The sequence below is a fragment of the Aquitalea magnusonii genome (genome assembly GCF_002217795.2).
GTDB lineage: Bacteria > Pseudomonadota > Gammaproteobacteria > Burkholderiales > Chromobacteriaceae > Aquitalea > Aquitalea magnusonii_B.
In genome coordinates, this window is sequence record NZ_AP018823.1 from 2,504,311 (window position 1) to 2,529,098 (window position 24,788).

At 57.6% G+C, this 24,788-nt stretch carries 22 protein-coding genes, 3 tRNA genes and 1 pseudogene; 12 read left to right on the top strand and 14 right to left on the bottom strand.

Annotated features, from left to right (window positions below; all coding sequences use genetic code 11):
- Window positions 1-121: 121 nt before the first annotated feature.
- Window positions 122-547 carry an organic hydroperoxide resistance protein gene (locus DLM_RS11900; protein WP_089086357.1) on the bottom strand — a complete coding sequence of 142 codons (426 nt, stop codon included), beginning with the start codon at window positions 545-547 and terminating at the stop codon, window positions 122-124.
- A gap of 119 nt (window positions 548-666) precedes the next feature.
- Here DLM_RS11900 and DLM_RS11905 point away from each other — a divergent pair, with 119 nt between their 5' ends.
- From DLM_RS11905 to DLM_RS11915, 3 genes are all read left to right on the top strand, one after another.
- Entirely contained in the window at window positions 667-1,587 is a 921-nt protein-coding gene (locus DLM_RS11905) for an AraC family transcriptional regulator (RefSeq protein ID WP_089086164.1), read from the top strand.
- A gap of 93 nt (window positions 1,588-1,680) precedes the next feature.
- Window positions 1,681-3,021, top strand: coding sequence for an aspartate aminotransferase family protein (locus DLM_RS11910; protein WP_089086163.1), 1,341 nt, complete (start codon window positions 1,681-1,683; stop codon window positions 3,019-3,021).
- 52 nt (window positions 3,022-3,073) lie between these two features.
- Entirely contained in the window at window positions 3,074-4,567 is a 1,494-nt protein-coding gene (locus tag DLM_RS11915; protein ID WP_089086162.1) for a CoA-acylating methylmalonate-semialdehyde dehydrogenase, read from the top strand.
- 542 nt (window positions 4,568-5,109) lie between these two features.
- Here DLM_RS11915 and phaR read toward each other — a convergent pair.
- Complete coding sequence (gene phaR / locus DLM_RS11920) at window positions 5,110-5,676, bottom strand: polyhydroxyalkanoate synthesis repressor PhaR (RefSeq protein WP_089086161.1); 567 nt, start codon at window positions 5,674-5,676, stop codon at window positions 5,110-5,112.
- Window positions 5,677-5,887: 211 nt separating this feature from the next.
- On the opposite strand from phaR, the gene DLM_RS11925 reads away from it, so the two are divergent.
- Both DLM_RS11925 and DLM_RS11930 read left to right on the top strand, forming a co-directional pair.
- Window positions 5,888-6,433, top strand: coding sequence for a phasin family protein (locus DLM_RS11925; RefSeq protein ID WP_089086160.1), 546 nt, complete (start codon window positions 5,888-5,890; stop codon window positions 6,431-6,433).
- Window positions 6,434-6,554: 121 nt separating this feature from the next.
- Window positions 6,555-7,682, top strand: coding sequence for a M14 family metallopeptidase (locus DLM_RS11930; RefSeq protein ID WP_089086159.1), 1,128 nt, complete (start codon window positions 6,555-6,557; stop codon window positions 7,680-7,682).
- 74 nt (window positions 7,683-7,756) lie between these two features.
- Here the strand turns inward: DLM_RS11930 and DLM_RS11935 are convergent, their stop codons facing one another.
- The 3 genes from DLM_RS11935 to DLM_RS11945 form a co-directional block, all read right to left on the bottom strand.
- On the bottom strand, window positions 7,757-9,478 hold the full coding sequence (locus DLM_RS11935; RefSeq protein ID WP_089086158.1) for a hypothetical protein: 1,722 nt from the start codon (window positions 9,476-9,478) through the stop codon (window positions 7,757-7,759).
- Window positions 9,479-9,651: 173 nt separating this feature from the next.
- The gene (locus tag DLM_RS11940) at window positions 9,652-10,011 is read right to left on the bottom strand and encodes an H-NS histone family protein (RefSeq protein WP_331852730.1); all 360 of its coding nucleotides are present in this window, start codon (window positions 10,009-10,011) and stop codon (window positions 9,652-9,654) included.
- A gap of 56 nt (window positions 10,012-10,067) precedes the next feature.
- Complete coding sequence (locus DLM_RS11945) at window positions 10,068-11,096, bottom strand: YgfZ/GcvT domain-containing protein (RefSeq protein ID WP_089086156.1); 1,029 nt, start codon at window positions 11,094-11,096, stop codon at window positions 10,068-10,070.
- Between the two features lie 228 nt (window positions 11,097-11,324).
- On the opposite strand from DLM_RS11945, the gene DLM_RS11950 reads away from it, so the two are divergent.
- From DLM_RS11950 to mscL, 4 genes are all read left to right on the top strand, one after another.
- Window positions 11,325-11,400, top strand: a tRNA-Asn gene (locus tag DLM_RS11950).
- Between the two features lie 31 nt (window positions 11,401-11,431).
- Window positions 11,432-11,507, top strand: a tRNA-Asn gene (locus DLM_RS11955).
- 24 nt (window positions 11,508-11,531) lie between these two features.
- Window positions 11,532-11,607: transfer RNA gene (locus DLM_RS11960), tRNA-Asn, on the top strand.
- Between the two features lie 200 nt (window positions 11,608-11,807).
- Window positions 11,808-12,269: a large conductance mechanosensitive channel protein MscL gene (gene mscL / locus DLM_RS11965; protein WP_089086155.1), complete on the top strand. Its 462-nt coding sequence runs from the start codon at window positions 11,808-11,810 to the stop codon at window positions 12,267-12,269.
- 67 nt (window positions 12,270-12,336) lie between these two features.
- On the opposite strand, the gene DLM_RS11970 is transcribed toward mscL, so the two are convergent.
- From DLM_RS11970 to DLM_RS24030, 4 genes and pseudogenes are all read right to left on the bottom strand, one after another.
- Window positions 12,337-14,160, bottom strand: coding sequence for a methyl-accepting chemotaxis protein (locus tag DLM_RS11970; RefSeq protein ID WP_089086154.1), 1,824 nt, complete (start codon window positions 14,158-14,160; stop codon window positions 12,337-12,339).
- A gap of 177 nt (window positions 14,161-14,337) precedes the next feature.
- Window positions 14,338-14,946 (bottom strand): methyltransferase domain-containing protein, encoded by a 609-nt coding sequence (locus DLM_RS11975; RefSeq protein WP_089086153.1) that lies wholly within the window; start codon window positions 14,944-14,946, stop codon window positions 14,338-14,340.
- Window positions 14,947-14,967: 21 nt separating this feature from the next.
- Window positions 14,968-15,246 carry a hypothetical protein gene (locus DLM_RS11980; RefSeq protein WP_231959844.1) on the bottom strand — a complete coding sequence of 93 codons (279 nt, stop codon included), beginning with the start codon at window positions 15,244-15,246 and terminating at the stop codon, window positions 14,968-14,970.
- A gap of 9 nt (window positions 15,247-15,255) precedes the next feature.
- Window positions 15,256-15,360 (bottom strand): annotated as a pseudogene (locus DLM_RS24030) (DUF1289 domain-containing protein); the annotation flags it as partial.
- 117 nt (window positions 15,361-15,477) lie between these two features.
- Here DLM_RS24030 and DLM_RS11985 point away from each other — a divergent pair.
- Window positions 15,478-15,711, top strand: a complete 234-nt coding sequence (locus tag DLM_RS11985) for a hypothetical protein (protein ID WP_145985842.1) — start codon at window positions 15,478-15,480, stop codon at window positions 15,709-15,711.
- Between the two features lie 107 nt (window positions 15,712-15,818).
- Here the strand turns inward: DLM_RS11985 and DLM_RS11990 are convergent, their stop codons facing one another.
- The 4 genes from DLM_RS11990 to nosP form a co-directional block, all read right to left on the bottom strand.
- Window positions 15,819-16,193 (bottom strand): DUF779 domain-containing protein, encoded by a 375-nt coding sequence (locus DLM_RS11990; RefSeq protein ID WP_089086150.1) that lies wholly within the window; start codon window positions 16,191-16,193, stop codon window positions 15,819-15,821.
- Window positions 16,194-16,369: 176 nt separating this feature from the next.
- Window positions 16,370-17,890, bottom strand: a complete 1,521-nt coding sequence (gene adh / locus DLM_RS11995) for an aldehyde dehydrogenase (protein WP_089086149.1) — start codon at window positions 17,888-17,890, stop codon at window positions 16,370-16,372.
- A 139-nt stretch (window positions 17,891-18,029) separates the two neighbouring features.
- Window positions 18,030-20,624: a PAS domain-containing hybrid sensor histidine kinase/response regulator gene (locus DLM_RS12000; RefSeq protein ID WP_089086148.1), complete on the bottom strand. Its 2,595-nt coding sequence runs from the start codon at window positions 20,622-20,624 to the stop codon at window positions 18,030-18,032.
- 2 nt (window positions 20,625-20,626) lie between these two features.
- Window positions 20,627-21,781 carry a nitric oxide-sensing protein NosP gene (nosP, locus tag DLM_RS12005; RefSeq protein ID WP_089086147.1) on the bottom strand — a complete coding sequence of 385 codons (1,155 nt, stop codon included), beginning with the start codon at window positions 21,779-21,781 and terminating at the stop codon, window positions 20,627-20,629.
- Window positions 21,782-22,032: 251 nt separating this feature from the next.
- On the opposite strand from nosP, the gene DLM_RS12010 reads away from it, so the two are divergent.
- A complete protein-coding gene (locus DLM_RS12010) occupies window positions 22,033-22,707 on the top strand; it encodes a response regulator (protein WP_231959845.1) in 675 nt (224 codons plus the stop codon).
- Between the two features lie 36 nt (window positions 22,708-22,743).
- Here the strand turns inward: DLM_RS12010 and DLM_RS12015 are convergent, their stop codons facing one another.
- Window positions 22,744-24,285: a methyl-accepting chemotaxis protein gene (locus tag DLM_RS12015; RefSeq protein ID WP_231960244.1), complete on the bottom strand. Its 1,542-nt coding sequence runs from the start codon at window positions 24,283-24,285 to the stop codon at window positions 22,744-22,746.
- Between DLM_RS12015 and DLM_RS23685 the strand changes: the two genes are divergently transcribed.
- Window positions 24,199-24,381 (top strand): hypothetical protein, encoded by a 183-nt coding sequence (locus tag DLM_RS23685; RefSeq protein WP_231960319.1) that lies wholly within the window; start codon window positions 24,199-24,201, stop codon window positions 24,379-24,381. The genes DLM_RS12015 and DLM_RS23685 overlap by 87 nt on opposite strands.
- The last annotated feature ends 407 nt before the right edge of the window (window positions 24,382-24,788 follow it).

Consider the following 24,788-nt stretch of genomic DNA (forward strand, 5'->3'; position numbering starts at 1 on the left):
CGGCTGGATTTCAGACTGCCGCAGCCGGACTGCCGGCTAAGCCTGCCTTGATGGCGCTGAAATGCCAAAACCCCCGGCCAGGCGGGGGTCATCACGATGGCATCTTGCCAGCAGTCGTGGCTTACACCAGTTGCAGGCGCACGTCGATATTGCCACGGGTGGCATTGGAGTACGGGCAGACAATATGCGCCTTGTCCACCAGCGCTTGCGCCTTGGCTGCATCCACACCGGGAATGCTGATCTGCAAATCCACTTCGATGCCAAAGCCGGTGGGAATCGGGCCGATGCCCACGGTAGCGTTCACCGTGGTGGTGGCAGGCAAGGCCACCTTGTCTTGCAGCGCCACAAATTTCAGCGCCCCCAGAAAGCAGGCCGAGTAACCGGCGGCAAACAATTGCTCGGGATTGGTGCCCGGACCACCGGCACCGCCCAGTTCGCGCGGGGTGGACAATTGCACCTTCAAGGCGGCATCAGACGATTCGGCACTGCCTTCACGACCACCGGTGGCGGTGGCATTGGCGCGGTAGAGGACTTTTTCAATGGACATGGTGGATTCCTTGTATTGCATGAGTGGGGGATTCAAGCCGTTTGGCAGAAACCACTTTACCGCGCTTGCCAATACGATATGCTACAAAAAGTATTGATAAATTGATCAGGAGTCGCAAAGTGCTGGATACCTGTACCGACAGGCTGGACGCCTTGCTGCATCACTTCCCGGTGCGTGCGCGCCTGTTCCATTCCGGCAGCCTGTGCGGGGTGACACGCTTTGACACGCCAGAGAGCGGCGGGCAGTTACATCTGGTGCAGCACGGCGAGCTGACCGTGGAACACCCCGGCCAGGCTACGCTGCATATTGGCGAACCCAGCCTGCTGTTTTACCCGCGCCCGCTGGCACGGCGCTTTATCAGCGATCCGCAAACCGGTGCCACCCTCGCCTGCGCCCAGTTGCAATTCGACGGCGGTGCTGACAACCCGCTGGCCGGGGCGCTGCCGAATGTGGTTTGCGTGCCGCTGCAGGACATTCCCGGCACCCAAGCCATTCTGGAGCTGCTGTTTACCGAGGCCTTCAACCACTACTGTGGCCGAGAGGCCCTGCTGGACCGCCTGTTCGAAGCGGTATTCATCCAGTTGTTGCGCTATCTGATGGAGACGGGGGCCATACGCGGCGGCATGCTGGCGGGCATGTCCCACCCCCGACTGCGCCGCGCCCTGGTGGCCATGCATGAACAACCGCAACAAGACTGGACGCTGGATGCGCTGGCGGCAAGCTGCGGCATGTCACGCAGCGTGTTTGCCAACAGCTTTCGTGACACGGTGGGCTGTACCCCCGGTGCCTATCTGCAAGGCTGGCGCATCAGCCTGGCCCAGCAAATGCTGCGCCGGGGACAAGCATTAAAGCTGATTGCCGATGCGGTGGGTTATGGCAGCGAAGCCGCGCTGTCGCGCGCATTCAAGGCCCACAGCGGCCTGACCCCGCGCGCCTGGAAGCTGGCACAGCACAAAGCGGCCACAGCAACAGACAGCCTGCCCGCCGCTGGCAGCGGCCAGCTTGCACCAAGCTCTGCCATATCCAACCACATTACGTAAGAAAAAATAAACCTTTACGTTTATAAGTTTCAATTTAACTCACCTATTGTTTGATGCATGCTGTCACCATCACTCATGGCATCAGGAGCCACCATGTCTGCACCGCATTCTGTGTTTACCCCCAGCGATCTGAAACTCGACGCCCAATGGATGCCCTTCTCGGCCAACCGTGCATTCAAGCAAGACCCGCGCATCATCGTGGCGGCTGATGGCAATTACTTCATCGACGACAAGGGCCGCCGTATTTTCGATAGTCTGTCCGGCCTGTGGACCTGTGGTGCCGGTCATAACCGCAAGGAAATCCAGGAAGCGGTAGCGCGCCAGTTGGGCACGCTGGACTACGCTCCGGGCTTCCAGTACGGCCACCCGCTGGCCTTCCGCCTGGCCGAGGAAATCGCCGGCATCATGCCCGAAGGCCTCGACCACGTGCTGTTTACCGGTTCCGGCTCCGAGTGTGCCGACACCGCCATCAAGATGGCCAAGGCTTACTGGCGTCTGAAAGGCCAGCCCAGCAAAACCCGCTTCATCGGCCGCGCCCGTGGCTACCACGGCGTCAACATCGGTGGCACCTCGCTGGGCGGCATCGGCGGCAACCGCAAGCTGTACGGCCAACTGATGGATGCCGACCACCTGCCGCACACCCTGCAGCCGGGCATGGCTTTCACCCGTGGCATGGCCGAAACCGGCGGCGTGGAGCTAGCCAACGAACTGCTCAAGCTGATCGAGCTGCATGATGCGTCCAATATTGCCGCCGTCATTGTCGAGCCGATGTCGGGTTCGTCCGGCGTCATCGTGCCGCCCAAGGGTTATCTGCAACGTCTGCGCGAAATCTGCAGCCAGAACAACATCCTGCTGATTTTTGACGAAGTGATCACCGCCTACGGCCGCATGGGCAAGTGGACCGGTGCCGATTATTTTGGCGTCACCCCGGACATCATGAACACCGCCAAGCAAGTAACCAACGGCGCGGTACCGCTGGGTGCGGTGATTGCCTCCAAGGAAATCTACAACACCTTCATGCAGCAGAACCTGCCGCAGCACGCCATCGAATTCACCCATGGCTACACCTACTCCGGCCACCCGGTGGCCTGCGCCGCCGGCCTGGCCACGCTGGAAGTGCTCAAGCGCGAACAACTGATCGAACAGTCGCTGGCGCTGGCACCGGTATTTGAAGACAAACTGCATGCGCTCAAGGGCAGCCAGCATGTGGTGGACATCCGCAACTGCGGCCTGGCCGGTGCCATCCAACTGGCCGCGCGCGACGGCGATGCCACCATCCGCCCCTACGAGGCGGGCATCAAGCTGTGGCAGGCTGGTTTCTACGTGCGCTTTGGCGGCGACACCCTGCAATTCGGCCCCAGCTTCAACACCACCCCGGCACAGCTCGACACCCTGTTCGATGCCGTGGGCGGCGTCCTGAACAACCTGGCCTGATCCACCCCATTTCATGCACAGCAACACCACGCATTCAAAGAGAGAATCCAACGTGAGCACTATCGCCCATCTGATCAATGGTGAGCTTGTCCAGCAGGCAGGCCGCAGCAGCGCCGTCTTCAACCCCTCGCTCGGCAAGCCGGTACGCGAAGTGGCCCTGGCCAACCAGGACATCATCCGCGCCGCCATCGCCAGTGCCAAAGCCGCCTTCCCGGCCTGGCGCAAAACCCCGCCGGCCAAGCGCGCCCAGGTGATGTTCCGCTTCAAGCAACTGCTGGAAGCCAACCGCGACAAGATTGCCCAGTTGATCAGCGAAGAACACGGCAAGACGCTAGAAGACGCGGTGGGTGAGCTGCAGCGCGGCATCGAAAACGTGGAATACGCCTGCGGCGTGCCGGAACTGCTCAAGGGCGAGTACAACCGCAATGTCGGCCCCAATATCGACAGTTGGAGCGACTTCCAGCCGCTGGGCGTGGTGGCCGGCATCACCCCGTTCAACTTCCCGGCCATGGTGCCGCTGTGGATGTACCCGCTGGCCATTGCCTGCGGTAACTGCTTCATCCTGAAGCCGTCCGAGCGCGACCCCAGCTCCACCTTGTTCATTGCCCAACTGCTGCATGAAGCCGGCCTGCCGCAAGGCGTGCTCAATGTAATCAACGGCGACAAGGAAGCGGTAGACGGCCTGATCGAAGCACCGGAAGTAAAAGCCATCAGCTTTGTCGGCTCCACCCCGATTGCCGAATACATCTACACCGAGGCCAACAAGCGCGGCAAACGCGTACAGGCGCTGGGTGGTGCCAAAAACCACGCCGTGGTGCTGCCGGATGCCGATCTGGACAACACCGTCAACGCACTGATGGGTGCGGCTTATGGCTCCTGCGGCGAGCGCTGCATGGCCATTTCTGTGGTGGTGGCAGTGGGCGACCAGGTGGCCGACAAGCTGGTAGAAAAACTCAAGCCCAAGATTGCCGAACTGAAAATCGGTGCCGGTACCTCCTGCGGTCTGGACATGGGCCCGCTGGTGACCGGTGCGGCACGCGACAAGGTAGTGGGCTATATCGACAGCGGCGTGGAGCAAGGCGCAACGCTGGTGGTGGATGGCCGTGGCCTGAAGGTATCCGGCTGCGAAGAAGGCTTCTTCGTCGGCGGCACCCTGTTCGACCACGTCAAGCCCGGCATGAAGGTCTACGAAGAAGAAATCTTCGGCCCGGTACTGTGCATCGTGCGGGTGAACAGCCTGGAAGACGCCATGCAGCTGATCAACGACCACGAATACGGCAACGGCACCTGCCTGTTCACCCGTGATGGCGAAGCAGCACGCCTGTTCTGCGACGAAATCGAAGTGGGCATGGTGGGCGTCAATGTACCGCTGCCGGTACCGGTGGCCTACCACAGCTTTGGCGGCTGGAAGCGTTCGCTGTTTGGCGACCTGCACGCCTACGGCCCGGATGGCGTGCGCTTCTACACCAAGCGCAAGACCATCACCCAGCGCTGGCCGCAACGCGCCAGCCACGAGGCTTCGCAGTTTGCCTTCCCCAGCCTGTAATCGCCGCACAGCAGACTGAAACAACACAGCCCCTGCCCACACCACGTGGACAGGGGCTGTTGTCATTCAGGCCGGGTAAAGCGCGCTCATGGGCAATACGGGCGATCCGACGAATCCGTGACGGCCGGACGCCGCAATTGGCACATGCGCTGATGCAGATGGGCAAAATCCTCCACCGGCCCCAAGCACCAGGGCAATCATTGCCTGCCCTGCACACAGGGCTTTCACCGCAGCAACACCAAATCCTGCGCCGGAGAAATGTACCCTTCCCTGCCACCCGTATCGATGGGGATGCACAACTGCGACACTGGCAGCAATATCTTCTGCCGCTTCCCTGTCCGGGCAAAAGCTGCGTCCTGCGACGCAAGAATCACCCACCGCCCTACGCGGCAGCACCTAGGGGTAGTCAGGCACGCGCGCATCCCGCGCCAGCGCGGTCAGCCAGGCGGCGACGCAATCGCAAGAGCCGCAGACGGGGTACAACAGCAGGAATACAGACACAAAAAAACCCGCATTTACGCGGGCTGATTCTGAAACAGACATCAGGACTTGTCGGTATCGTCCTTACCAGGTGGCACATAGCCGGGGAAGGCAAAACCGCTGAACAGTTGCTTGGTCTGCTCCTGCATGCGGTTCTGCATTTCCAGGAACATGCCGGTGCTCTGCTCCATATAACTGGACATCACATTCTGGATGGCCGGCCCCTGCAGCTTCATGAACTCACCCCACATGGTGGAGTTGAACACCGCCTTGTCACCGTAGATGGCGCGGGTCTGCTCCTGCAATTTCTGCTGCATCTGACCAAACAGTTGCAGGTTCTTTTCCAGGAAAGGGCCCATCATGCCCTGCATGGCCTGACCATAAAAGCGGATGAACTGCGTCAGCACTTCATAGCTGAACATGGGCATGCCACCGTTTTCTTCCTCCAGGATGATCTGCAGCAGCACGCTGCGGGTGATGTCATCCTGCGTTTTGGCATCGACAACCTGGATGTCCACGTTCTCGAGCACCAGTTGCTTCACGTCTCCCAAAGTGATGTAGGAACTGGTCGCCGTGTCATACAGGCGACGGTTCGGGTACTTCTTGATGACCCTTTTTTCAACACTCATGTAACACTCCCGGATTATTGTCGTTGGTGTTGTGCATCCGCAATTTATCATAAATACAACAAGCTAGAGCAAAACTTCTATGCCCTTTTCGCAGCGCATGCTACATTCCACCTTCATTGTGCAGTGCAATATAAAAAGATAATCTTTAGAGATCAATCAACACAGAGCTTGTCGGTCATTTCCACGAAATCCAATGATGAGGGTTAAAAACATGTTCAATACCAACGATCAACTGAGCAAAATCTCCCTGTCCGGCTTTGAAGCTGCCCTGCGCGTAGCCCAAATCTCCCTGGACAGCGCCGAACGCCTGGTCAAGCTGAATCTGGAAGCTTCCAAGCAGACTCTGGAAGAAAACGTCAAGGTTGCCAAGGCGCTGGCAGGTGCCACTGACGCCCAGGAGGCGCTCAACCAGTTCAACCAGCTGACCAGCCAGTCGGTGGACAAGGCCGTTGCCAACTCCCGCAATGTGTACGAAATCGTTTCCGCTGCCCAGACCGAACTGTCCAAACTGGCTGAAGAAAACCTCGGCAGCTTCAACAAAAACCTGATTACCGCACTGGAAGGTGCCGCCAAGAATGCACCGGCTGGTTCCGACAATGCGCTGAACGCGGTCAAGACCTCCCTGGCCGCTGCCGCTGCCGCCGTCAACAGCTTCAGCAAGGCTGCCCAGCAGGTTGCCGAATTCACCGACAGCAGCATCAAGGCTGCCAGCAGCGCCACTGCCGATGCGGTGAAGACTGCCACCAAGCGCGCCTGATTCCTCCTGGAACACAGAACAACCCCGCTATGGCGGGGTTTTTTGTTTTCCTGATGCACGCGAGCCACTGCAGGTTTACAATTCCATCTTTGAGTTCCCGCAAAGACCACAGGTTCAACGCATGAAAATCAGCAGCAACTTTGACGCAGGCAGTATCGAAATCGTTTCCATGGAGAGTTTCGACGACATCCAGCTGCGGATTCCGCGTGACAATGCCTCTGACTTTGCCCAATGGTTTTATTTCCGCCTGCAGGGCGCAGCCTACCAGGCTTGTACGCTGCGCTTTCTGAACGCCGGTGAGTGTGCTTATCCCGAAGGCTGGACCAACTACCAGCTCATGGCCTCCTACGACCGCATCAACTGGTTCCGCGTTCCGGCACAGTACGATGGCCAGGTGATGACCGTTGAGCACGTTCCGCTGGCCAATAGCGTGTACTACGCCTACTTCGAACCCTATTCACATGAGCAGCACCTGAACCTGCTGGGTCAGGCGCAAGGCTCCGGCCTGTGCCAGATACATGATCTGGGCTTTACCGTGCAGGGCCGTGACATCAATCTGCTGACCATTGGTCACGAAGTCGAATCCGACCTGAAAATCTGGGTGACTGCCCGTCAGCATCCCGGCGAAACCATGGCCGAGTGGTTTGTCGAAGGCTTCCTCAACCGTCTGCTGGACCCGCTGGATGCCACCTCCCGCGCCCTGCTGGACAAGGCTACCTTCTACGTGGTGCCCAATATGAATCCGGATGGCTCGATTCTGGGCAATCTGCGCACCAATGCCGCAGGTGCCAATCTGAACCGGGAATGGCTGGAGCCTTCCGCCGACAAGAGTCCGGAAGTGCTGCTGGTACGCAACAAAATGCTGGAAACCGGCGTTGACCTGTTCCTGGACATTCACGGCGACGAATCCCTGCCCTATGTGTTTGTTGCCGGCACCGAAGGCGTGCCTTCGTATAACGACACCATTCGCCAACTGGAAGACAAGTTCAAGCACTATCTGATGGTGGCCAACCCCGACTTCCAGGATGAAGTGGGTTACGAAAAGGACGTCCCAGGCAGCGCCAACCTCAGCTTGGCCACCAACTGGGTAGGGGAAAACTTCAAATGCCTGGCCTTTACCCTGGAAATGCCGTTCAAGGACAATGCCAACCTGCCGGACGACGACTATGGCTGGAATGGCCAACGCAGCTTGCGCATGGGCGAGGCGGTATTGACCCCCATCTATGCCGTGATCAACGAATTACGCTGAATCACCGTCCTTCCTGATGCAAAAAAGCCGGAGCATGCGCTCCGGCTTTTTCTATTACCAACATGACAAACGGCTTACATCACCAGCGGCAACTTTTCCAGCGCCTTCACCAGCTCAATTTCAGCCAGACACCAGTCACTGCCTTTTTCCAGCACCTTGCCCAGCGCAATCTGGAAATGCTTGTTACGTGCCGTCATATAGTACTGTTTGCCTAGCGTATACACCGAGATCGGCATGATCAGGGCATTGATGCGCCGCCCACCACGATCGAATGGCACAAACAGAGAAATATGCCCTGACAGCCACACCATATCCGGTGGCAGGCTAGGATCAATCAGCTTGGCATCCACCGGACGGATGGAGGCCGCCACCGGCCGGCTGGACAATGTCTCCAGCCCCAGATAGATGCGCTCGCGCTGACTGGCCCGCTTCACCCGGCGAATCAGTCCCAGGCTCCAGTTACTGCTCTCCACGTCACGATAGCCAACCAGACCGCCCAGGCTCACCCACTCATTACCCAGTGAATCCAGCGTCACCCCCAAGCCGGTCTGACTCACATTTTCCACCGACCAGCGCAAAAATTCGTCTCGCGGCACAGTCGGCTGCGGCACATCCGCAGACATGTTCAATGGTGCCAACGCCAAGGTGCTGCGATCCCGCTTGCGACTGGTGACAAAACCGTAAATGCGAATATTGGCCGCATCATCAAAACTATCGGTATCCGCCTGGCGTGTCTGCACCATGCTGGCTTCATCCGGCTGGCGTATCAACCGGTGCAGTGCCGACAGGCGATGCGCAACCTCAAGATTACGGTTGGTCACGGCCATACGCTCGGCACGCTCAAAACGCACCGGCTTGGCAGCCCACTCGCGGCACAGCATGCGCAACAGGCTGGCATCGATACCAGGCTCCACCAAAGGCTTCAACTCGGGCGGCAAACGCCCCCCTTCCATGACAGTGGCCCAGCCATGAATGATTTCCACCATGTCAACCGTGGACCAGAAACGGGCCGCATCACTGACAAAACTCGCATTGGCCCGCACCGCAGGTTTGGCCTCGGTCAGGCATACGGCAAAACTGGCCTCTTCCGAAAACTGCGCCTGCAGCGACATGCGATTGGAAACCAGGCACAGGATTTGATAAGAGAAATTGAACTGCCGCAGGGTGAGGTTGCCACTGCTCAGCAGGGACAGCATCAACATGATCAGATACTGATCCTGCACCGTCGTGCCGGGACTATCCTCACCAAACAGGAAAACAGGTGTGGAATCAATGTGCATTTGCTCAGCAAAACGATATAGCTGGTTTACATTGAGCCAGAACACGTCATCCGGACTGAAATGCCGCAGATATTGCCAGCGGGCAAACTCGCCGAAGTAATGCATCATGCGCACCACCACCAAGGGCAGCATTGCCCGCAAGCGCTCCTCCTGCTGCAAGCTGGTATCCACAGAAAGCGCACGCTGGTAAAACTCGAGGAATTGTTTGCCAAAGGAGAGAATCTGCGAACGAAGCTGCCCCTCCAATACCTTTGGCATGCGGGTATTCATGAAATATTGGCTACACAGGTTTTCATGTAGCGGCTGCATTTCCAGATTCAAGGTCAACACCGCATCCAGCAGATCGGCCGTGACATGCGGGGAAAGGGCATTTACCTCAGCCAACATCTCGGTAATTTTCTCATGTGCAGCAGCGCCGTATTCCTGCTTTAGCGCATCGGCATATACCTTGGCAGCCGCCGCATTGGCCAAAGGGTCTGACTTGTTCTTTGAGCCTCGGGAGAAAAAGTCCAACATGTCGTAACTTTCAGTCGGTCATGATGACGGGGATCGTTGATAGTACCGCGTATACTGTTCATTCTTATCAGTATTTATACACGCAGGCAAATCAGCAAGAAGAACTTGCATGCAAAAACAAAAAGCGCCCATGCAGGCGCTTTTTTTCATGCACTTGTCAGTGTCATGTTACATCAGATGGCCAGATCTTCAAGCGTTTTACCAGCATTGAGCAATTCTTGTACCCATACCGGCTTGCGACCACGACCGGTCCAGGTCAGATCGGCATTTTGCGGGTGGCGATACTTAGCTTCCACCGGCTTGCGTACTGCGCCACCAACCTTGCCCAGCACCTCTTCCACGCTCAGGCCATAAGCCTTGGCCAGTTCGATGATCTGCTTTTTGGCCTTGGTTTTTTCTTCAGATTCACGACGTTTGATTTCGTTTTCAACATCGTTCTTCAGTGCTACCAGCTCGGTAAAACTCAGATTGCTAATATCCATTTTTCCGCCCTTATTATTTGGTTTGACAACAAACAAATTCAATTTAGCCAAAAGCCTATCCACTCGTCAAGGTCAAATGGTTAAAATTTAGTAAACAAACCAGAAGCTTATTCATCCTGAGTAACATAAGGCAAGCTCAAACGCTCAAGGCGGGTGAGATACTCAGGCTCCAGATAAACACCTTTTTCCCAGCAAACAGTCTGGACGACAACCAATGCCTCGTATGCATCCTCAGCAACCGGGCAAATGGCTGCGACCATCCCTATGGATTGCTCTGGCACTTCCGGACTAAATAATTTGCTGCCCACGGCGGCAAATGCAGACAGTCTGGCTTTGAATAAGCGACGTTTCAACTTACCAAGATATTGGGTACGCGCCACAATCTCCTGCCCAGGGTAGCAGCCCTTTTTAAAACTGACCGCGCCAATCAGCTCCATATTTGCCATCTGGGGCACGAATTGCTCCTGGGTCGCCTGCTCCACCCAGACAATACCCGCATCAATATCGCGGATACGCCATGCCGCCGATGACACGGCAGTGGCTTCTGCTGCAAGCAAGGTGGGCAGCAGGGCGGAATGCGCCGCCAGTTTCAGCAGATAACCGCCTTCCGGCAATGCGATAGCCGTTTCTGCAGCGCCATGCAGTACCGTCAGGGGTGCCGGGCTGGCGACTGCAAAAAACTGCTCAATATCAGCTTGCAATTGCCTGCCGCGCGCACCGGCAATACTGAAGTGTTCTGCATCCAGCACCTGTACTTTTACCTTGGAACGCATGACAAACATGCTCAAGCGCTTGGCAATTGCCTGGCAGATTTCCGATGAAACCATCAGATAATATGTGGCCTGCTGTTTCCAGATAAGAAAACTTGCCAGCATGCGTCCCTTGGCGGTGGAATAGGTACTGAAGCTGGCCATGCCATCCGTAACAGCGCGGATGTCACCAGACAATTGGCCTTGCAGAAAAGTTTCGGCATCTTCACCGTCTAGCTGGATAATGCTGAAACCGTCCAGCATGGCCAGTGCATTTCCATCGCGCACAGCCGCAACCTGCCGGAAAAAATCCGGAAACTCCACCCGGTTTTCAGTACCAACATCACCTTGATTTTTCTCTACCCACACCTGCCATGGCTTGTTCATGTAGCAACACCTGTGATTAGCACACTAAATTAGTCAAGAATTTTACTTTTTCCCATCATTTTCTGCCAGTACCATCACGGAAACCATGGCCATGCAGTTGCGATAATCTTTTCGCTTCATGGACTTAGTTCCCATGCCGGGAACGGGCCATGAAAAAGCTGTCAAAATAACGGCCAAAGCGTTGACAGGCCTGATTCGCATCGGTATAGTTCGCACTCTCTTGGATGTTCCCTGATAGCTCAGTCGGTAGAGCGACGGACTGTTAATCCGCAGGTCGCAGGTTCGAGCCCTGCTCGGGGAGCCAAGAAACCACAATTTAAGCATTGCCCGGTTATTCCCTGATAGCTCAGTCGGTAGAGCGACGGACTGTTAATCCGCAGGTCGCAGGTTCGAGCCCTGCTCGGGGAGCCACTCTCGCAATGCACCGTGTTTTGTTCCCTGATAGCTCAGTCGGTAGAGCGACGGACTGTTAATCCGCAGGTCGCAGGTTCGAGCCCTGCTCGGGGAGCCATTACTCTGATATTAAACCGCCACCGCTGGCGGTTTTTTGTTTTTCTGGCTGCCTACTGCCGCACTTTCCTTTGATTTTTGCTTTGATTTTGACAATATAAAACCTGCCTGCCCAAGAAGGCAGTGACAACGGCCGCCGCGCATTCATGCTAAACTATTTTTTGGTTAACACTGTATTAAACAAAAATCAAAGGATCTGCCATGTCCATTCTGAAAGAATTCAAGGAATTTGCCGTCAAGGGTAATGTGATTGATCTGGCCGTCGGCGTGGTCATTGGCGGTGCCTTTGGCTCCATCGTCAAATCACTGGTCGATGATGTGATCATGCCCCCCATCGGCTTACTGGTTGGCAATGTCGACTTTGCCAACCTGTTTCTGGTACTGAAGGAAGGCGCGAAGCAGGCAGGCCCTTATGCCTCGGTTGCCGCCGCCAAGCAGGCCGGTGCAGTCACCATGAATATCGGCTTGTTCATCAACTCTCTGGTGAGCTTCACCATTGTTGCCTTTGCCATTTTCATGCTGGTAAAGGCCATCAACAAACTGAAGCGCGAAGCACCGGCTGAAGCAGCCCCGGCACCAGCGACCAAGGAATGCCGTTACTGCCTGTCCAGCGTGCCGCTGAAAGCCAGCCGCTGCCCCTGCTGCACCTCGCAACTGGACTGAATCCATCTGCAGGCAAGAAAATGAAAAAGAGGCTTGAAGCCTCTTTTTCATTTCATATCTCCCGGATTTAGCGTTTGGTCTTGCTTTCCAATCCGGCAGCTTCCAGCAGGCTGCTGGGATCAAAGCCCAGGCGCAAGGCCCCCCAGTGGCGTCCATCCACAAATACCGGCAGCGTAAGCTCGGACAGGATTTCTCCAGTGTCGCGCATATAGGTGTGCAGCAGGAAGGGTTCGGTATTGCGTGCCGACTTCAAGCCGGCAGGATCGGCAAACATCCGCTTGTCACGGCTGTTGACCAGATCTTTTTCTTCATCGCCGCTCAGCGGCTGGCTATACCAGCTATTGTGGGTTGGCGCATAGCCATTGGTATCAACCAACAAGCAAAAACGCCCGCCTACCACATCACGTACCAGCCCGTCGTAATGTGGCTGCACCAGCCCTGCCAGCTTTTCGTCATAGGCGGTGTGGTATTTGGGCGGCTTGCTGCCGGGGATCTGCTGATAGCGCTTGTCAAAGATATCGATTCCGCCCTGCAACTGCTGCTGCAAGATGCCCTGCAACTGATCGCGCTGCTTGCGCGCAAGGCCGATCATGCGATCGAACTCGCCTTCACCGATAATGAAGCGGGAGACCATTTCCTGCACCTGCTCCGCCACGCCTGACAGCGCGTCAGCCACCTGCTCGGTATGATTCAGCCGTTCAGTCACCTGCTGGCCAAGGCCATGAATTTCGGACACATGGCGATTAACCTGCCGGTTGGTTTCGGCAAAGTCCTCCATGGTACCGGCAATCTGGGTCAGGCTACTGGCCGTGGTTTCAAAATCTCCCATCATGCGGCCAAAGTGCTGCGAAGCACGAGACACCACCTCTCTGGCCTGATGGGTACCAGCGGTAATTTCGTTGGTTTCCACCTGGGTATCGGATACCAGGCCAAGCATGCCGTCGATATTGCTGGAAATCTCGTCCGTGGCCTTTTTCACTTTCTCGGCCAGCTTGCGCACCTCATCCGCCACCACGGCAAAGCCGCGGCCGGTTTCACCTGCGCGTGCAGCCTCGATGGCTGCATTCAGCGCCAGCAGATTGGTCTGGTCAGAAATATCCTTGATCAGGTCAACAATGGTTTTGATGCTGGCCGAGCGTTGACTCAGGTCTTCCACCGTCTGGTTAAAGTGGCCCACCTTCTGGCTGATGTCGAAAATGCGATCGGCAACGGTTTTCAATTCGTCATAGGATTCACGCGCCACATCCAGATTGGACAAAGTGGAGGAGGAAATGGATTGCGTCTGGCCGGTTACCTGGTTAATACCCATGGTCGTCTGATCACTGGCATCCCGCACTCTGGTGGCCAATTCATCTTGCCGCAAGGCACTGCCCAGCGATTCGCTGACATTCTTGCGGGTACGGGCAGAATCCATGGCGATACGCACGGTCATCAGCCGGACATTGCTGATGATTTCCCGCATTTTCAGCTGGAAGCGGTTATAGGAAACCGATACCTCGCGAATTTCATCATGCGTGATGGTGGGAATGTCACGCGACAAATCCCCTTCCCCGGCGCCAATTTCATTGAAGATGCCAATAATCATCTTCAGCGGACGCACGATCAGGTAGCGCAAATACCAGACCATGAAGCTGACAAAGACAAAGCCGACCACCCACAAGGTGGCAGACCAGAAAATGGCACTGTCAATGCTGCGGCGGATATTGTCCAGCACAGCCGCATTCATGCCGGAACCATTGAGCTGGCCACGAATATCGGTCAACACCAGATAGACATATACCAGCATGGCGAGCTGAAACAGGCTCAGAAAAAAGAAACTGCACAATTTCCGGGTAAGCGTGTAGAAAAACGTCTTCTCTATCAGGGAATAAATACGCCAGAACCACTCCATGCTCTCTCCTTGCGACCTGCTGATATTGCTTGTTATATGTTTAAAGCGGGCGCTACATTTTTACCTGAAATCTGTGAAATGACTACTCAAATTTTGGATAAGAATGCTTGCCATCATGAACCACGATCACTATGAATAGAGAAAACAAAAACTGTTAACAATAAAATTGAAAAACCCTTATTGCCGGCCCTCATCACCAGCGGACACGCGATGCCAGACCATCCAGAACTCCTGACCGGCGAATACCGGGATGGCTTCTGCCACGGCCTTACACTGGCGCAAGACAAAATGCCCGGCAAAGCGCTGCTGCAATGCCTCGAGGCTGGTTCCAAACGGCGGCCCTTTCGGCTTGTCTGCCAGAAAAAAAACACCCGCCAGATAGCCATCCTTGCCAATTAGCTGGCTCATCTTGTGGGTATAGTCGTCCCAACGGCTTGGCGGCAAGGCACAAAGAAAGGCGCGCTCGAAGACCAGGTCATAAACCGGGCTGGCAGACAGGGCAAAGAAATCCGCCTGCCGCACACGCACCGGCGTTCCCTGCAGCGCCTGCGATGCCCGCTCAATGGCCTCTTCACTGAAGTCAATGGCATCTACACGCATGCCGGCTTCGGCCAGCCAGCGCGCATCGCTGGCACTGCCACAGCCTGGCAGCAAAACCCGACTTCCCACCGGCAAGGTGGCAATGAAGCGCTGCATCTCGGCATCCGGGCTTGCCCCCTCCCATGGTGTCACCCCTTGCTGATAACGCTGATTCCAGAAGGCGGGCAATGCGCTGTTTTGCGCCATGCTTCAGTTCTCCTTTTAATGCTAATTTGCTAATGCAACATATTGGCGCAGTTGCGCTTCAACACCATCCAAGCCCTGCTCCATGCCAAGAGGCAAGGCACGGCCATCGGGTAGACGCAGTTGCAACACGTCATCTTGCAAGCGCAGCAGGACTACCCTGCCCTCCAGCCGCAGCACACCCCACTCGATACCTTCCATGTTTTGCAAATCAAGCAAAGTCCCCAGTCGTTCGGCAATATCCAGCAGCGGCTGACGCTGCGGCAGGCATTGCCATACTTGCTCTCGCTCTGCGCTTGCCATGAAACACCAGTTGGAAATCTCTGCAAAGCTGCGGGCGCAGCCACGGCAGACATTATCACCGACTGCCGTGGTACAGCGGGCTATGCATGGGGAATCGGGACGCTCCAACACCATTGATCACTCCTGAGAGAAACACTTCTGTCATATTGCTTGACTTGCGCAATAAAAATGTCAGATAAATGAAAAATCGCTGCAACACCATATCATCCAACAATGCCTCGCAACGAATTATTGGTTTTCAGAATATTACGCATTCTGCGCGCCAAGCAGGTGCAATACCTGGATGAACGCCAGATCATGACTGCCATCCGGCGCGAAATGGGCGATGAGTTCAACGAGCCCACCATTCATGCCCACCTGCATTACATGCAGCAACATGGCCTGCTCAAGCCGGTGCAGCTAAAACCGCAGGGGCATGGCTACGCGCTGGATTGGGCCGGCTACGACTATCTGGATGCTTCCTGAAGCTGGGGTCACACCGCTGATTGAGCAATACCGGCACAGTTGCAGAATACCCCTGCAAATAAAAAACCCCGGCCAGTCCGGGGTTTTGCATTGCCGTCAGGCACAGTTCAGTCCGAGGCGCGCGCTGGCGGTGACAGCAGCGCCAGCTCCTGTGCAGTGAACAGGCGCGACAGGGTAACAAAGCGCATGCCTTCTGTCGCCTCCAGAGAGAAGCTGCTGCTACGCCCTGGCTGGGCATCGATGGTGAGTTGGCAGTTCTGCCAATAACCGTACAAGAATTCGCTGATGTAAAAAGGGCAGCCGCCGATTTCTCCCAACAGGATGTCATGATCGCCAACACGGAATTCCTGCTGGGTAAAACACAGTGGCGCACTGCCGTCACAACATCCACCAGACTGGTGGAACAGCAGGGAACCATGGCGTTGGCACAACACCGACAATAGTTCCGCAGCACGCTCTGTCATGTTGACGCGGGAAATCATGTCACCCCTTTTTTGCGAGATACCGGCGGCGCCAAAGCGAGAGCGGCTCGCGCCACCCCCAAGGAGGACCGCTGCTTGCAAGCGGCCACACACCCACAGGTGGTGACCGTGAAAAGAACGGCTGTCAGCAAGCCGGCGGCGCGCATGCTGCCTCGCCGCCGGCTGCCCGGCACTGCTTAGAAGAAGCCCAGGGCTTTCGGGCTGTAGCTCACCAGCAGGTTCTTGGTTTGCTGGTAGTGATCCAGCATCATCTTGTGGGTTTCACGACCGATACCGGACTTCTTGTAACCACCAAAGGCAGCATGTGCCGGGTAGAGGTGGTAGCAGTTGGTCCAGACACGGCCCGCCTTGATCTCGCGGCCCATGCGGTAGGCAGTATTGCCGTCACGGGTCCAGACACCGGCTCCCAGGCCGAAGGCGCTGTCATTGGCAATGTGCAGGGCTTCTTCCTTGTCCTTGAAGGTGGTTACAGCAACCACCGGGCCGAAGATTTCTTCCTGGAATACGCGCATCTTGTTATGACCGGCCAGAATGGTGGGCTGGACATAGAAGCCCTCCGCCAGTTGGCCACCCAGATGGGCCTGACCGCCGCCGGTCAGCACCTGGGCGCCTTCAGCCCGGCCGATGTCGATGTAGGACAGGATCTTGTCCAACTGCTCACGCGAAGCCTGGGCACCGATCATGGTGGACATGTCCAGCGGATTGCCCTGCTTGATGGCCTTGACGCGGGCGACTGCACGTTCCATGAAGGCATCGTAGATGGATTCCTGTACCAGCACGCGCGACGGGCAGGTGCAGACTTCACCCTGATTCAACGCAAACATGGCGAAACCTTCCAGCGCCTTGTCGAAAAAGTCGTCATCTTCACGCATCACATCGGCAAAGAAGATATTTGGCGACTTGCCACCCAGCTCCAGCGTTACCGGGATGATGTTTTCGGCAGCGTACTGCATGATCAGGCGGCCAGTGCCGGTTTCACCGGTAAAGGCCACTTTGGCAATGCGCGGGTTGGTGGCCAGCGGTTTGCCGGCTTCCACGCCAAAGCCGTTCACCACATTGAGCACGCCGTCCGGCAACAGGTCGGCAATCACTTCCATCAGCACCAGAATGGCCATCGGGGTTTGTTCGGCCGGCTTGAGCACGATGCAGTTACCGGCAGCCAGTGCCGGGGCCAGCTTCCAGGCGGCCATCAGCAGCGGGAAGTTCCACGGGATGATCTGCCCCACCACGCCCAGCGGTTCGTGGAAGTGGTAGGCCACGGTATCGTCGTCCAGTTCGGACAGCGAACCTTCCTGCGCACGCAGGCAGGAGGCGAAGTAACGGAAGTGGTCAACGGCCAGCGGCAGGTCGGCGGCATTGGTTTCACGGATGGGTTTGCCGTTATCCAGGGTTTCCACCAGTGCCAGGAAAGGCAGGTACTCTTCCAGACGATCGGCAATCTTCAGCAATACATTGGCACGGACTGCAGCTGCGGTGCGGCCCCAGCGATCGGCGGCGGCATGGGCGGCATCCAGCGCCAGTTCGATATCGGCAGCGCTAGAGCGGGCAATCTCGCACAGCGGCTTGCCATCAATCGGGCTGACATTGGTGAAGTACTGGCCCTGCACCGGTGCCACCCAGCGGCCACCGATGAAGTTGTCGTAGCGGGATTTCAGCGGAATTTTCTTGCTGATTGCGGCGAGTGCTTGCTGATACATGACGTTGCCTCCTGGCTATTAGAATCGAAGCGCCGGTGCTTGCTACCGGCTGCCAGGTCATTGTGCGAAATCGCCCGCCATTCCTCTATTCGACTTTGGTCTTATAACAGGGCAAACCAGGCCGGATGACCAGTGTGCTTCAGCCTGCGGCGGCCTGGGCTTGCCGGCCCAGATGGCCGATCAGGGCGCGCAGCTTTGCCGGGCGTACCGGCTTGGTCAGCATTGCCCAGTCGCCAGCCGCAATTTCCGCCGCCACTTCCGGGGTGTGGTCGGCGGTGATGATGGCCGCGGGAATCCTTTGCTGCAATTGCTGGTAGAGCGCACGGATGACTTGCGGGCCGCGCTCGTCGTGGTCCAAGTGATAGTCGGCCAGAATCACGTCCGGCGGGCGGCTCAAGCGTGCCAGCATGGCTTGCGCTTCTTCGCTGCCTGCCGCCGCCAGCGGCAAACAGCCCCAGCCGGACAACAAGGTACTCATGCCGGCCAGGATGGCCGGCTCGTTATCGATCAGCAGCACTGACAAACCTTGCAGTTCGGATGGGCCGGGTACCGGCACCCGCTCCTGCTGGCGCGGCATCACGCTGGCCACCTCGGGCTGGCCATAGGGCAGCACTATGCCGAAGAACGAACCGCGGCCATAATGCGAGCGCACCACCAGCCGGTGTTGCAGACGCCCGGCCAGCCGCTTGACGATGGCCAGCCCCAGGCCCAGGCCCTTGCTGCACATCGCGGTATGCTCTGACAGACGCTGGAATTCCTCGAATACCAGCGACAATTTGGCGGCGGGAATGCCCTGTCCCTGATCCCACACCCCAACCAGCACGCCTTCGGCAGTACGCCGTGCGCCCAGCAGTACGCTGCCCTGCTCGCTGTAACGCAGCGCATTGCTGAGGAAATTACGCAGGATGCGGCCCAGCAGCACCCAGTCGCTGTGGACCACCACCGCCAGGGGGTGACAGCGCAAGCGCAGTCCGCGCTCGGCCAGCAGCGGACTGAACTCGATGCCGAGCTGACGCAGCAGTTGGTCCAGGTGGAAATGGCTGCGCGCGACCTGCAATGCGCCGGCATCGATGCGGGACAGTTCCAGCAGGGTATTGATCAGGTCATCCACCGCCTCCAGCGAGCTGGCGGCATGTTGTGCCAGGCGCATGCCCTCTGCGGCCGCTTCGCGCTCAGCCAGGCTGGCGACAAACAAGCGTGCCGCATTCAGCGGCTGCAGCAAATCGTGACTGGCGGCGGCAAAAAAACGCGTCTTGCTGCGATTGGCCTCTTCGGCAGCCACAATCGCCTCGCGCAGTTGGGCATTGGCCTGACGCAATTCGGCGGTACGCTCCGTCACGCTGCGCTCCAGTTCTTCCTTGGCCTGTTGCAGTACCTGCTCGGCGCGGCGGGTCTGGGTGATGTCCTGGATCAGCGCATAAAAACCATGCACCGAGCCGTCCTCGCCAATATGGGGAATGAACGCCGCCTGGGCATATTCCACCGAACGCTTGGGGGCTGGCATCTTGAGTTCGAAGACCGAGGAAATACCGGCCAGCGCCTGCTCGACAAAATGGCGGCGCGGGTCATACAAGGCCGGTCCGAGCACCTCGCGCAGGGTATGGCCGTTGATTTCGTTGACCGGCTTGCCAAACCAGTCTTCATAGCCCTTGTTGGTAAAACGATAGACCTGGTCTTTGTCGACATAGGAAATCAGCGCCGGCAGCGCATCAGTAATCAGGCGGAGCTTGGATTCGCTCTCGCGCAGCGCGCGTTCGTCGTGCTTGCGGGCGGTGACATCACTGCAGGTAATCACAAAACCGGCATCGGGCATCGGGCAGGATTCGATCTCCAGCACGATGCCATGGCCGGTTTCCACTTCGTAACTGCCGTGAACCGGACATAGCAGCGGGATTTCCGCCTCCAGCGGCAGCGCCTGGCCGAGACGCAAGGTTGTGGGCGGCAGGCCGGCCAGCTCGCAGAAGCGGTGGTTCCAGGCCAGCAAGCGTGAGTGCTGGTCGAACACGGCAATACCCTGGCGCAGGCTGTTGACCGTGGCTTCCAGCAACTGGCGGTGCGCCGCCTGGTCTTGCTGGCGCAACAACTGCTCCTGGCGCTTGATTTCGGTAATGTCGGTGTAAATGGCCACCCGGCCACCATCTGCGGTGGCTCGTTCGCTGATGCGCAGGCAGCGTCCGTCGCTCAGCGGCTCCAGGTAGCTGCCACTGCTGTCACGGTGCAGGCTGCTGCGCTGGGCACGCCAGTGATCTGCCTGTCCCAGTGCTTCCAGCGCACTGCCGGAATCAGCCAGATGATCCAGGTACTCGGCAAAATGCATGCCGGTGTACACATGCCGCCGCAATGCCGGCTGCAAATCGACAAAGCGCTGGTTGAAGCGTACCAGCCTGTCGTGCTGGTCCCACTGGGCAAAGCCGTCCGCAATGGTATCCACCGCCACACCCAGCCGGTTATTGGCCTGTTCGGCGGCCAGCCGGGCTTCTTCCAGGGCGATATTGCTGGTTTTCAGATCGTTGATTGCGCGCTCCAGCGCATGGGTACGTTCCTGGATGCGTTTTTCCAGCTCAGCCGATACCTGGAAGATGGTGAAGGAGTTGCCATTGTCCGCCATGCCGCTTTCCACGCGGTAGATCAGCGCATTGTTGATCTTGCGCAGCTTGGCATTGTCCTTTTCCAGTTGCGCGATGTATTGCAGCAGCACGGCCTTGTCGGTCTGCTTATCCAGCGCCGGTTCCATGCCTATTCTCCTGCGTGAGCGGCAGCATAGCCGATGGCGATGCCGGTGAATGTCTGATTCACATGCATGGCATTGAATTGCTCGCCATAGGTGTTGAAGCCGACCACCCGATTTTGCACCAGCAGACTGGACAGCCGGTTTTGTGCCGCCGTATTGCTGATCATGATGCGGCGCAGTACACAATCACAGCCCAGCACCACCTGCAGCGGACCAAGCTGGCTGCGCACCCGAGCAAAGGTCTGGTCCAGGCTGGCTACCAAGTCTTGCGCCTGGGTGCCGGACAGCACCACTCCTTCGTCCACGCTGCAGAAAAAGGAGAGCGACAGGTCGTGATTGACACGCTGGATGGAACGCACATAAGGCACCCCTCCCACCTGCAGCACCAGCGGATGTGCGGCAAAGGTATTGGCATCCAGCCGGTCCGGGTTCAGCCCCAGGGTACGGCAATATTCCACGGCTGCCGGCTCGGCATTGATTTCCGTCACCAGCCGGCTGTCGGCATCGGCTTCGGTAATCACCATGCGCTCACCGCTGCGTGCCGCATGCTCGGACTTGAACATTTCAAACGGGTGGCGACTGGACACCATGATAAAAACGGCCGCCTGATTGTAAAAACGGCCATTCAGCAACACGGCGGTGTTTTCGAAGCGCATATTGTCACCGGCAGAGCCGCCCAGCAGCGGAATATGCCCCAGCGCGGACGACAGCCGGCTGGCAACCCGCTCCTCGCAGGCGGCCAGGCCGTCGATCAGCATCAGGGCAAAGCTGTTGCGATCAATTGCCTTGCCGCTGTTGCGCGCCAGTTCGTGCCTGGCGGTCATGACGGCTTCGAATGCATCGGCGAGTTCGAAATCGTGCAGATTGTCCAGCCTGGCGGCAACCGCAAAGAAGTCCGGCTGGGCAAAACTCACACCACTGATACTGCCTTGCTGATAACCATGGCAGCCGATTTCACCTGCCGTGGTGCAGCCCACCACCAGCGCATCGCCAAAATGCTGCTGCAGGGCCGGTGCCAGACCTGCCAGATCATACGCCGGGGAAATGAACAGCAGCACCAGGGACAGCGCTGGCTGATACAACTGGGAAAACAGCTCGGCGGCTGCTTGTGCGGGGTCTTGCTGCTGGGTGGTGGCCAGCAGCACCAGTGGTTTCTCCATCTTGTCTCCACCTTGCTGCCCGGTCTTGGCGGGCAGCCATTCTTGTTGCTTGGCCGATTACGACCGGCGCTGCCGGGCTTGGCAACTACCTGCTCATTGCATTCTAGCGCTGCATGGCAACGCGCTGCCAACTTCCTGCGCCAGCCGTTTTTGCCATCCAGCGGCAGCCACATGCTGCCAGCATTGGCTGTTTCAGGCTATAGTCTTGGACGCTGTCAACGCCGGGCAGCCTTATCTTGCGAGGCCGATTCATGATGGATATGAGTGTATTGATTGCCGATGACCACCCCCTGTTCCGGGAGGCGCTCAAAGACGTGGTGCAGGAAGCATTCGGACGTGACATCCGCCTGATTGAATGCACATCGCTGGCCGAGGTGCAGGCGGCCATTGGTGACGACACGCTGGAGCTGGCACTGCTGGATCTCAACATGCCCGGCATGCATGGCCTGAACGGCATTGCCCTGCTACGGCAAGCCGCACCGGTGGTGCCGCTGGTGGTGGTGTCTGCCGACGAGCGCAGCGAGGTGGTCAGCGCGGCGCTGCAACTGGGGGTGTGTGGCTTCATTCCCAAATCCACCCCGCGCCAGCAAATGGCCGATGCGGTACGCCGCATTGCCGAAGACGGTGAAATCTATCAGCCAGCGCAATTGGCCGGTCACGATACCAACAGCCCGCTGCCGCTGCCGCTGACAACCGAGCAACTGGCCATGCGCGATCGCATCAGCAGCCTGACCCGGCAGGAGCGCTGTGTGCTGGATGCCATTGTGGCAGGCAAGCCCAATAAGATTGTCGCCCACGAGCTGAATATTGCCGAAAGCACGGTCAAGGCACATGTATCGGCCATCCTGCGCAAGCTGGAGGTCAGCAGCCGCACCCAGGCGGTCATCAAGGCCGGGCCGCTGCTGACCAGCCAGCCCGGCGGATAAGACAACCGTGCCAGGCCGGATGGCCCGGCGGCAAGCTCACACCTGATATTGCGCCGTGGCCTTGCCCATGCGCTCCACATTCAGTTGCAGACGGCTGGAATCGGCCTTGGTGTCGCGCGCCACTTGCAGGTTCTGGTCGGTCAAGGCCGCCACCGATTCCAGGCTCTGCTCCATCAGATCCATGCCAGTTTTCTGCTCGTCAGCGGAATGGCTGATTTCCCCCACCATGCTCACGGCACGGCTCATTTGCAGGCTGATTTCGTCCAGCACGGCATGCGCCTGCTGCACCAGGCTGACGCTGGTATTCACCTGTGCCGCACTTTGCCGCATGCTGCCAACCGCACCGGTGGTATCGGCCTGGATACGGGTAATCATCTTGTCGATTTCCAGCGTGGCATTGGCGGTGCGCTCGGCCAGCTTGCGCACTTCATCGGCCACCACGGCGAAACCGCGACCGGTTTCCCCCGCCCGTGCCGCCTCAATCGCCGCATTGAGCGCCAGCAGATTGGTCTGATCAGCAATATCCTTGATGACATTGGCTACCTTGCCGATATCCTCGGTACGCACGCCCAGTTGCTCCACCGTCTCGGCGGAACTGACCACCGATACCGCCAGCGCACGGATGGTTTCGCTGGCATGTTCGGACAGACGCGACGCCTCCTGCGCCTTGCTGCCCACATCGCGCGTTACCGCCTCGGTATCATGCGCATGGCGTGCGATCAGACCGATGGAGGCGGTAAGTTGCTCAATGGTTGCCGCCGACTCGCTGGTCTTGTCGGTCTGCAAGGTGGCCGACGACACCAGTTCGGTCACACTGTGGTTCAGGCTGTTGGCAGTGTCCTGCACATTGTGTGCCGCGTTTTGCATGACTTGCAGGGTGGCCGCCACCGCTGCAGTCTGGTTGTCCAGCTCGGCGGCAATGTGGCTGATGATATCGTTGCGTGTAGGCTGCAGCGCAGCCTGCAGATTGCCGGTGCCAAGCAAATCCTGCAAAAAACGGTGGATGCGGTTCAGCCTGCCCAGCGTGGTGGGCAGCGTGACGAACAATTGCCACAAACCGCACAACAAACCCAGTACCGCCACCCCGTAAAACAGCGACACCACACCAGCAAAGCGGCTGGCCAGCAAACCCAGTACCAGGCTTGCCAGCAACAGCGACAAGGTGAAGTACAGCTGGAAGTTGAAGCTCTTGCTCAGCACCAGCCAGGCGGACTGGTTGCGCACCACCCTGCCGTTTTCAATGCGGATGGTGCGATCCCCTTCCCGGATGCGCCGGTACAACTGCTCGGCAGCGGCAACTTCTTCCCGGCCCGGCGGCGTGCGCACCGACTGGTAAGCCACAATCCGGCCCTGCTCACGCACCGGCGATGCATTGGCCCGCACCCAGTAATAGCCACCATCCTTGCGCCGATTTTTGACCAGGCCACGCCATGGACGCCCATCCTTCAGATTGCGCCACATATCGGCAAAAGCTTCTTCCGGCATGTCAGGATGGCGGATCAGATTATGTGGCTGCCCCAGCATTTCCGCTTGGTCAAAACCGCTGATTTCCGCAAAGGCCCTGTTTGCCTCGGTAATATTTCCCTGAGTGTCGGTTCTGGAATAAATGAAAACACCATCTGGAACAATGGTTTCCTGCTGGGTGACTGGCTGATTGTTACGCATTTTCTATAGGCAGATGAATTAACGTTGATTTTGATTAGTTAGAGCTAGAGCTGACCACAATGCAGACAACATCATAGCCAGCCATATTGACATAATCATGATGATTACATTATTTGTGGAATAGACGCAATCAACAGAAAAAGTTTAAACAATTCAAGCAAATAGCATAAATAAAACAATGTAAAAATGCTGGAAAACGCCTTATGCAATTACACTTTATTGATCCATGTCATATACAAAAAATCAATCTGCCCATTCACCTTTTACGATATAGAAAAATAGATACCTGCCACTTAATTCACATTTAAATTACAGCCCATCCACCCGCGCTGTTACCGCCAGCCAAATTCACCCGCCTGGCAAACCTCACTCAGCCCCACCTGCCCGGCCACGCCCCAGGCCTAAGCATGACAAAC

Excerpts from the sequence above, each read along its gene's own strand:
- DLM_RS11975 (WP_089086153.1), bottom strand. The coding sequence starts at position 14,946 with ATGGCGCAAAACAGCGCATTGCCCGCCTTCTGGAATCAGCGTTATCAG.
- DLM_RS11980 (WP_231959844.1), bottom strand. The coding sequence starts at position 15,246 with ATGGCAAGCGCAGAGCGAGAGCAAGTATGGCAATGCCTGCCGCAGCGT.
- mscL (WP_089086155.1), top strand. The coding sequence starts at position 11,808 with ATGTCCATTCTGAAAGAATTCAAGGAATTTGCCGTCAAGGGTAATGTG.
- nosP (WP_089086147.1), bottom strand. The coding sequence starts at position 21,781 with ATGGAGAAACCACTGGTGCTGCTGGCCACCACCCAGCAGCAAGACCCC.
- DLM_RS11900 (WP_089086357.1), bottom strand. The coding sequence starts at position 547 with ATGTCCATTGAAAAAGTCCTCTACCGCGCCAATGCCACCGCCACCGGT.
- DLM_RS11935 (WP_089086158.1), bottom strand. The coding sequence starts at position 9,478 with ATGTTGGACTTTTTCTCCCGAGGCTCAAAGAACAAGTCAGACCCTTTG.
- DLM_RS11970 (WP_089086154.1), bottom strand. The coding sequence starts at position 14,160 with ATGGAGTGGTTCTGGCGTATTTATTCCCTGATAGAGAAGACGTTTTTC.
- DLM_RS11945 (WP_089086156.1), bottom strand. The coding sequence starts at position 11,096 with ATGAACAAGCCATGGCAGGTGTGGGTAGAGAAAAATCAAGGTGATGTT.
- DLM_RS11990 (WP_089086150.1), bottom strand. The coding sequence starts at position 16,193 with ATGATTTCCCGCGTCAACATGACAGAGCGTGCTGCGGAACTATTGTCG.
- DLM_RS11925 (WP_089086160.1), top strand. The coding sequence starts at position 5,888 with ATGTTCAATACCAACGATCAACTGAGCAAAATCTCCCTGTCCGGCTTT.
- adh (WP_089086149.1), bottom strand. The coding sequence starts at position 17,890 with ATGTATCAGCAAGCACTCGCCGCAATCAGCAAGAAAATTCCGCTGAAA.
- DLM_RS12000 (WP_089086148.1), bottom strand. The coding sequence starts at position 20,624 with ATGGAACCGGCGCTGGATAAGCAGACCGACAAGGCCGTGCTGCTGCAA.
- DLM_RS11910 (WP_089086163.1), top strand. The coding sequence starts at position 1,681 with ATGTCTGCACCGCATTCTGTGTTTACCCCCAGCGATCTGAAACTCGAC.
- phaR (WP_089086161.1), bottom strand. The coding sequence starts at position 5,676 with ATGAGTGTTGAAAAAAGGGTCATCAAGAAGTACCCGAACCGTCGCCTG.
- DLM_RS12010 (WP_231959845.1), top strand. The coding sequence starts at position 22,033 with ATGATGGATATGAGTGTATTGATTGCCGATGACCACCCCCTGTTCCGG.
- DLM_RS23685 (WP_231960319.1), top strand. The coding sequence starts at position 24,199 with ATGGCGGATCAGATTATGTGGCTGCCCCAGCATTTCCGCTTGGTCAAA.
- DLM_RS11930 (WP_089086159.1), top strand. The coding sequence starts at position 6,555 with ATGAAAATCAGCAGCAACTTTGACGCAGGCAGTATCGAAATCGTTTCC.